This is a genomic window from Piscinibacter defluvii, from assembly GCF_004011805.1.
GTDB lineage: Bacteria > Pseudomonadota > Gammaproteobacteria > Burkholderiales > Burkholderiaceae_C > Piscinibacter > Piscinibacter defluvii.
In genome coordinates this window covers 1-7,678 of the sequence record NZ_RCHJ01000054.1, presented here as the reverse complement: position 1 = coordinate 7,678, position 7,678 = coordinate 1, and the positions used below count along the sequence as shown (strand labels likewise).

Sequence of the window (7,678 nt, the reverse complement as noted above, 5' to 3'; positions counted from 1 at the left end):
GCTCGCGGCCCAAGTGCCAAGCCGTGGAGGGTCGCCTCGAGCGAAGGGTTAGGCGTCGTCTCAGTTGACTCGGCACTTGAATGTGGCTTCGTGAGGGAGCATAGAAGTCGGTGACGTGCCAAGTGAAGCATCGATAAGCTGAACACTACATTGGTTCGAAGGAAGGTCGTGGCTGATTTCATATGTCGCTCCATCGCGTGGAACGAAGCTAACCACGTTGATGCACGCTACCATGAAGCCACCGCGCATCCCGACCGTACTAGCTCGAACGTATACGCGAGACTCCGCCGGGACAATCTGTGTCTTCGGCTCCTTAGAGGCCCAGCTAAACGCGCCAATGAAGGCGAGCTTCGTATCACAGCTCTCGTCCTTGAATGTAGTGACAGACTGGGAGCCACCAGCCGCCAAGTTATTCGTTCCGAGCTTGGCAACTAGCGTAGCTCGTGGGCCTTCGGTCGGCGGGACATATGGAGTTGCGCAGCCAGATGAAAGCACGGCTGCCGCTAGCACGACTGAGAGCGACTTCACCAGATCTCCTTGAGTTGCGGGCCAGGTGCTAGGCGAAGACTTCGACGCCTAACGTTTGAGCTGAGGGGCCGTAGCCGGGAAGGCGCTTGGCCCGCGCGACGGATGATGACACTAGCCGGTGCGCGGGCCAAGCGGCTTTGCCGGCGGAGGTCCGCTCGAGCGAAGGGTTAGGCGTAGCGCGTTGGACTAGCAGACGCAGGTGCCTTCCATCTACCTTTTGGCTTCCTCTCCTTTTGCCTTGAGTGTTATCCCTGTGAGTCCAATCTCAATGCTCAGCAACTTGGAGAGTCGATAGAGAACCGCGGTCAAGCGATTGCGGCGTTGGCACTTCTGGCACTCAAGAGTCGCCTCAAACTCGAACCGGTGACTTGTAGTGTCAAGCTTGCGGACTTGCACCTTGAGTTCATCGGGTCGTCCACACTTGCTGCACTTTAGACCGGAGCAGTGAATGGGTATTTGCGCTTCGATAGCGCTCATCTGACGGCCGCAGGTCGCGCAGAAGCCACTTGCGAATCGACCGTGGCCTTGGAGATTGAACGCTCCAGGTTCGACCGTGACCGCTCGAATTGTGAGTTCAACGTCATCGCTGTCATCCACTGGATTCAGTGGCCTAGCGCACGAAGGGCAGAGTTTCGAGGAGTGACAAACGAGCACGTAGACCGGCCCAGTTTCACTGACATCCATAGTCGCTCCCTCCAAGTTGCGACGCCTAACGTTTGAGCTGAGGCGACCGCCGCGGATTGGCACTTGGGCCGCGAGACGGATGATGAACCACAACGGCTCGCGACCCAAGTGCCAAGCCGTGGAGGGTCGCCTCGAGCGAAGGGTTAGGCGTCGTCGCGCCTTCGGGAAGGTTCGCGATGATCGCGATGACCTCCCGAAAGGTAGATGACCAGTGCTTCCCGACTCGAGCCTGGGGCTACTGAACCTTGATGACTTGCATAGTTAGCCCTTCGAAAACGGGCGAGGACAGTCAAGCATAGCGGCCTGGAACTCGGCTTCGCGGCGGTGGATTCGAGCTACCGCTCGGCGCACCCGCTCGTTGGCTCGCGAGCGACTCATGAAGTGCGGGGTGGAGCCCATCATTCCCAGTAGCTGAAGTGCGCGATCAACGCGAATGAGTGTCGAGTACGTGCGTTCCGAGGGCGTTTGATCCGAAAGGGTTCGAGTCGGATTCATGACTACCTTCTCCGTAGTTGCACGAAGATTAGTCTAGGCTATCGGAGTCGACAGCGCAATAGCACATCTTGTGCCGCCGAGTATGCGGGGCAGGTGATTCGACGCCTAACGTTTGAGCTGAGGGGCCGGAGCCGGGAAGGCGCTTTGCCCGCGAGGCGGATGATAAGAACCAGCGCCTCGCGGGCCAAGTGCCTTGCCGGTGGAGGTCCCTCTCGAGCGAAGGGTTAGGCCTCGCTCGCGACTCGCAGGGATGGGAAAGGCTAGGGCATTGCGGCCCCGACGGCCTGGCGTAACGGAATGCCCTCAGGCGAGAAGCCTACGAGGCAGTGCACATTGATTCCCAGGTTGTCAGGGGTGACGCGCTTTCGGTGAAACGGATAGATGCCGCAGACCTTGCAGAAGTAGTGCCGAGCGGTTTTCGTGTGGAACTGGTACTCGGTGAGTGACTCTTCGCCGGCCAGCAGTTTGAACTGGCTCTCGTGCACCTTGACCATGAGTGCGTTCTTGCGCTTGCAGATCGAGCAGTCGCACATGGTCAGTTCAGGGAAGTCCGTCTCAACCTCGAAGCGCACAGCGCCGCAATGACAAGACCCTTGGTACTTCTGCATCGGGCGAGAGCCCACGAGCAACTCCTGAAACTTAGCAGATGGTGTTCCCATCGTGCCACGAGACCCGCGCTCTTGCTTCCCGCGAGGCCTAACGTTTGAGCTGAGGCGACCGCCGCGGGTTGGCGCTTGGGCCGCGAGCCCGATGATATGCACCACGGGTTCGCGGCCCAAGTGCCAAGCCGTGGAGGGTCGCCTCGAGCGAAGGGTTAGGCCGCAGTCTCGTTGGGATCGAAGTCGTCGCCAAGTTCGAACTCTCCTCGGCGAAATGCGGCTACGATCTCTCGGGCCTCGAGCAGTTGCGTACTCGGGACACGAACGCCTGCTCCACCAACCGCAATGGCCAGGAGCGAGTGCGCCTGAACGATATTGGTGTCTCCGGCGGTGGCGTGAATGCCCGCAGACCTAAGACAAGAACATAGCAGGTGGGCTTCGGTCGGGTCTAGGCTCCGCTCAAGGAAGATCATGTCACCGAGGTACTCGTCGTTTGCGATCACGAGTTCAGGAGTGGTTTCAGGAACCGGAAGCCCACGTGATCTAAGTTCGGCTGCGGCCAAGCCATTAGCCTCTTCTGTCAGTCCTCCCGAGGCGATGCGAGCGGATAGCTCCTCATCGGCAAGCTGGGAGAAGAGCGCTGCGAGGTCTGCGTGACTCATGTTCTGCGGCCTAACGTTTGAGCTGAGGCGACCGCCGCGGATTGGCGCTTGGGCCGCGAGGCGGATGATGACACTGGCCGGCTCGCGGCCCAAGTGCCAAGCCGTGGAGGGTCGCCTCGAGCGAAGGGTTAGGCCTCGCTCGCGGTTGACTCTACGCGCCGGGCCTCGCAAGAGAAACAACCCGGTTTGGCGTTGTGCAACTGCACATACCGGACTTCTGGCTGCTCGAAGAGGCGTTCGAGGGCCGCTGAAACCTCCTCGCCGGGGCACACCGTCGCGCCGACCATCATGTGCCGGGCATCGTAAGCGCGAAGTGACATGAGGCGGGTCTGAACGTACGGAGGTACCTCCCCAGGCGCAAGACGACACTCCTCAGCATGGACGCGCACGTAGATGGGCCCAGACGAGCGGTACGGTGAATCGACGGGATGGTGTGTGTAGGAGAGAAGGAACAACTCCTCTCCGACTTGCGCATCGGTAAGGCTGACTCGGCAAGGGTAGCCCGGGCTGCTCACAGCTGTGACTCGGAGTACCCCGTGAGCGGCAAGCTCGTCGGCAGTGAGTTCGGAGAGGTGTGCGAAGGGCTTGGCGGAGAGACCAAACAGGCGAAACGAAGGCATGAGCGGTCCTGGTGGCGCGGTACGCCATAGTCACACGGCGCGGAGTGCGCTGCTCGCCATATTCGGACACGCTGCTTGGACCGGCGCGGAGTGGTTTCCGCGAGGCCTAACGTTTGAGCTGAGGCGACCGCCGCGGGTTGGCGCTTGGGCCGCGAGACCGATGATAGGCAACACGGGCTCGCGGCCCAAGTGCCAAGCCGTGGAGGGTCGCCTCCAGCGAAGGGTTAGGCCTGGCTCTTGCCGGCGAGGAGAGGCACAAGGACCGCTGCGACGACCCCAAGGAGGAAGACGAGTGCGTAGGCAATCGCCGCGACAGCCACGCCACCTTTGAACTCGATTGCTTGACCAGAAGGTGCAATGGTTCGAGGGCCGAGGTACCAACCCCCGAGAGCAAGTTGAATGACGAGCCCGAGAACAACGGCCAGCACGGGTCCGAGGTTGGATCCAGTGGCGAAGTTCAGCAGGGCGCCGACGCCACCAACTAGGATGGCAATGGCACCAAAGGCAAACGCGTGCTTCCAGGGAAGTTGCGATCTCTTGTACAGCTTTGCGCCCAACTTGACGAACAGCGCATAGAAGACAAACAACAACGCGAGTGGCAAGAGCGAAAGGATTGTGGACATCAGTGTTCGGTCGCAGAGGAGAAGCGGAGCGTCGTGCCCAGGCCTAACGTTTGAGCTGAGCCGCGAGCGCCGGTGTGGCGCTTGGCCCGCGAGGCCGATGATAAGAACCACGGGCTCGCGGGCCAAGTGCCATGCCGGTGCGAGTCGGCTCCAGCGAAGGGTTAGGCGTCACCGACTCGTTGACAACGCGTCTGCCCATTCGCTGCGCGGAGATACAGGCTCTCCGAGTTGATTCACTGCGTGGATGTATGTTCGGCCGACGGCAGAGCGCAATACTGCACCAACTCGAACTGGCCAGTAGTCTCGGAAGTCCGGTTGGAACTCTAAGCAGAGACGGCCGACTTGGAGGTCGGGTACGGCGAAGCCTTCGGCCTTGAGCATCTCCTCGAACCTCACCTGAAGCGCCGCGCCTGCGAGCTTGAGCGGCTCCGACACGCGAGTCTCAGCGGGGAATGATTGCGGCGACAGTAGATCCACTTCGATGGATGTACTGCCGGCGACCTCAGCCGCCTGACCCAGGTGAGGATGTAGGTACGAAAGGGAACTGGCCGCGTGGTGGGCGATGCTGTGACATACGCTGCTAAGGCGCTTGTGCGATGGCATGTGACGCCTAACGTTTGAGCTGAGGCGCAGACGCCGGATTGGCGCTTGGCCCGCGAGCCCGATGATAAGAACGCCGGGTTCGCGGGCCAAGCGTCAAGCCGGTGGCTGTCGCCTCCAGCGAAGGGTTAGGCGTCAGCTCTGCAGCTCACGCAAGATGTCGGGGTGCGAAACCGCTACTCGCAGCAGAGTCTTGGCTGCACCCGTTGGCTCGCGGCGACCTTGCTCCCAGTCTTGAAGCGTTCTCGCAGACACACCCAACAGCGAAGCGAACTCCTGCTGAGACAGGCCGACGAGCGCGCGAGCCTCTGCAGCTGCGGGCAAGGCGACCTTGGTAACCCGCGCTGCTTGACCGCGGCGCATTTGCTTCACCGACGCCAGAAGGTCCTTCTGGAACTTGGCAACTTCAGAGGGCATCTTCGACTCCTCGCTTCAACTCGGCCAGGAACTCACTGGGCAGGTTGTCGAACTTCGCCTTGGTGTAGACGATGAGCAGCCAGACCGTGTGTTCGTGTTCAAGGAAGTAGATAACCCGCGCGCCGCCGCGCTTACCCCTACCGCTTGCGGCCCAACGGACCTTGCGACAGCCGCCGCTACCGGGAATGAGGTCGCCAGCGGTTGGGTTCGCCGCGATCCAGTTGATGAACTCGACTCGCTCAGCGTCTGACCATGTGTCGCTGGCGTACTTGACGAAGATCGGCGTCTCGGCAACTGTGCGCACGGAGCGGAGTATACGGCATTGCCGTATTGCCGGCAATGCCTCATTGCGACACCTTGTGCGTGTGACGCCTAACGTTTGAGCTGAGGGGCCGTAGCCGGGAAGGCACTTGGCCCGCGAGGCGGATGATGACAGTGAGCGCCTCGCGGGCCAAGTGCCTTGCCGGCGGAGGTCCCTCTCGAGCGAAGGGTTAGGCCTCACTCTGGCTTGGCTCGCCAGAACGAAGCAGTGCATCGCGAATAACCTGGGAAACGGTGTCCTCGCTGATGCCGCGAGTCAGGCAGTACTTCGACCTGAGCCAGACGACCAGTTCCTTCGCCCCTTTGCTTGCGTTGCAGGAGATGCAGCATCGGGCGATGTTTTCGCGCGTGACGATGCGGGCGTCGTTAATGATGTGCTCCCACGACGGGCGGCGACCTCTTGTGACGGGCCCAGCCACGAACTCAACGCCGCAGTACACGCAGGCGAGATCGCGCTTAACGACTTCGGCTTCTAGCCACCCGGGGATGTTCCATCGATTCATCTTCGAGGGGGCAGTAGGCGAGTAAAGGTGAGACCGAGTGGATGACTCTTCTTGTTTTGGACTCGTGCGAGTAGCGCCCGGAAGTTGGATCGTGAGGCCTAACGTTTGAGCTGAGGGGCCGAAACCGGGAAGGCGCTTGGCCCGCGAGGCGGATGATGGACCGCAGCGCCTCGCGGGCCAAGTGCTTTGCCGGTGGAGGTCCCTCTCGAGCGAAGGGTTAGGCCTCACCTCCATCTGCAAGCTCGTTCGAGAACGAGTGGCTCGTCAACCAGGGCCCCGACTGCCTCCGGCTCGGAGCTCGCTGCGTGGGCTAGGACAGGGGCTTGGGTCGGAACGTCAAAGCGTAACGTGTAGGACGAACCGGCTGACAGCCTCACGTTGAGGACGTAGCACTTGATGCGCTGCGGGACCAGTGGAAGCCCATACGGCGCGCTGCTGACCCATAGGACGTGGGTGCCGGGATGAAGCACGTACGCGAAGGAGCGCAACGAACTGGAGACCTGGGCTGTCGCCAGGAATGTTCCGTCGACTGCGCGCAGCAGAACTGGATGCGTTGTGTCGATCGCGATACGAGCGACTGAACCGCCAGCCTCTGGGTTAGCCCCATCAATGGATTGCACAGACTGCGAAAGTGGCGCGCAGGCAGTGACGAGGGCAACGAGCAATGGAGTTGTGGCTAAGCTGCACGCTACCAAGGAGCGAGGTGGCCGAAACATTGGATTCGGCAACGAGCGCATTTCGTGAGGCCTAACGTTCGAGTTGAGCGGTGGACGCCGGCGAGGCGCTTGGGCCGCGAGGCGGATGATGACACTGACCGCCTCGCGGCCCAAGTGCCTTGCCGGTGGCCATCCGCTCGAGCGAAGGGTTAGGCCTCAATGCTCCGGAAGCCAGCCATCTTGTCGTTGTCCAGATGGGCTCGTTCATTGAAGGCCCACATGAACGCGAGTGCCGAAGCCACTGCCCAGCGTGCGCAATCTGCGCTCATGCACTGCTTCGCAACGAAATCGTCGTCTGGCGTCGCCCATCGACTGAGATTGAACGCTCCATTCAGCCTCTGTCGCAAGTCTTGCGCGTTGGGACGCTCGGAGTCCCAGAGCGGCTTGAAGTGAACTAGTGAGTTGCGTAGCCCGACCAGGGCGTCAGCCTGTATCAGCGACTCATCGTCCTCCGGTATGCGCGGAAGACCAAGTAGCTCAAGCGCGTGCTGGTACTTGACGAGTATGGGCTTGCGTTCGATGCCGCCTTTGGCCCAGAACTCCGCTTCGAAGTTGGCTATGCGCCCTCGCAGACCAGTTGACGGTGCGAGGTAGAACTCATTTTTCAACGCTTCGTGGGAGGCCGCAGCGGACATGACCGCCCCACTTACGTAAGAGCGGAGTTCCTCAAGCGCTGTCCCGTACAGGGCTTCGCCGTACCTTTGCTCCACCTGCAGTGCGTGACCAACGAAGATTGATGCCGCACGCATGTGCTGCCATGCAAAGTTCGAGACAACAGTGGCGTCGGCAGATACCGTCGCTGACGCGGCTTCGACTACAGCAGCAAAGTGATGCTCTGTTCCCACTTTGAGGCCTAACGTTTGAGCTGAGCGGACCCGCCGGTTTGGTGCTTGGCCCGCGGGACGGATGA

The 7,678-nt window shown here is 61.1% G+C and carries 7 protein-coding genes; all 7 read right to left on the bottom strand.

The genetic code is table 11. The features are described from left to right. Positions 1-1,967 precede the first annotated feature (1,967 nt). Entirely contained in the window at positions 1,968-2,315 is a 348-nt protein-coding gene (locus D9C15_RS32225; protein ID WP_128003553.1) for a GFA family protein, read from the bottom strand. Positions 2,316-2,521: 206 nt separating this feature from the next. Beyond that, positions 2,522-2,968, bottom strand: a complete 447-nt coding sequence (locus D9C15_RS32220) for a hypothetical protein (RefSeq protein ID WP_128003552.1) — start codon at positions 2,966-2,968, stop codon at positions 2,522-2,524. Positions 2,969-3,096: 128 nt separating this feature from the next. Continuing rightward, complete coding sequence (locus tag D9C15_RS34640) at positions 3,097-3,588, bottom strand: DUF1203 domain-containing protein (protein WP_128003551.1); 492 nt, start codon at positions 3,586-3,588, stop codon at positions 3,097-3,099. A gap of 224 nt (positions 3,589-3,812) precedes the next feature. Then, complete coding sequence (locus D9C15_RS32210) at positions 3,813-4,211, bottom strand: hypothetical protein (protein ID WP_128003550.1); 399 nt, start codon at positions 4,209-4,211, stop codon at positions 3,813-3,815. A gap of 735 nt (positions 4,212-4,946) precedes the next feature. Beyond that, complete coding sequence (locus D9C15_RS32205; protein ID WP_128003549.1) at positions 4,947-5,228, bottom strand: helix-turn-helix domain-containing protein; 282 nt, start codon at positions 5,226-5,228, stop codon at positions 4,947-4,949. Next, positions 5,218-5,532 carry a type II toxin-antitoxin system RelE/ParE family toxin gene (locus tag D9C15_RS32200; protein ID WP_128003548.1) on the bottom strand — a complete coding sequence of 105 codons (315 nt, stop codon included), beginning with the start codon at positions 5,530-5,532 and terminating at the stop codon, positions 5,218-5,220. Before D9C15_RS32200 ends, D9C15_RS32205 begins: the two co-directional genes overlap by 11 nt. A 1,385-nt stretch (positions 5,533-6,917) precedes the next feature. Then, positions 6,918-7,678 (bottom strand): hypothetical protein (locus D9C15_RS33800; RefSeq protein WP_205854964.1); only part of this gene is annotated, 761 nt, incomplete at its 5' end.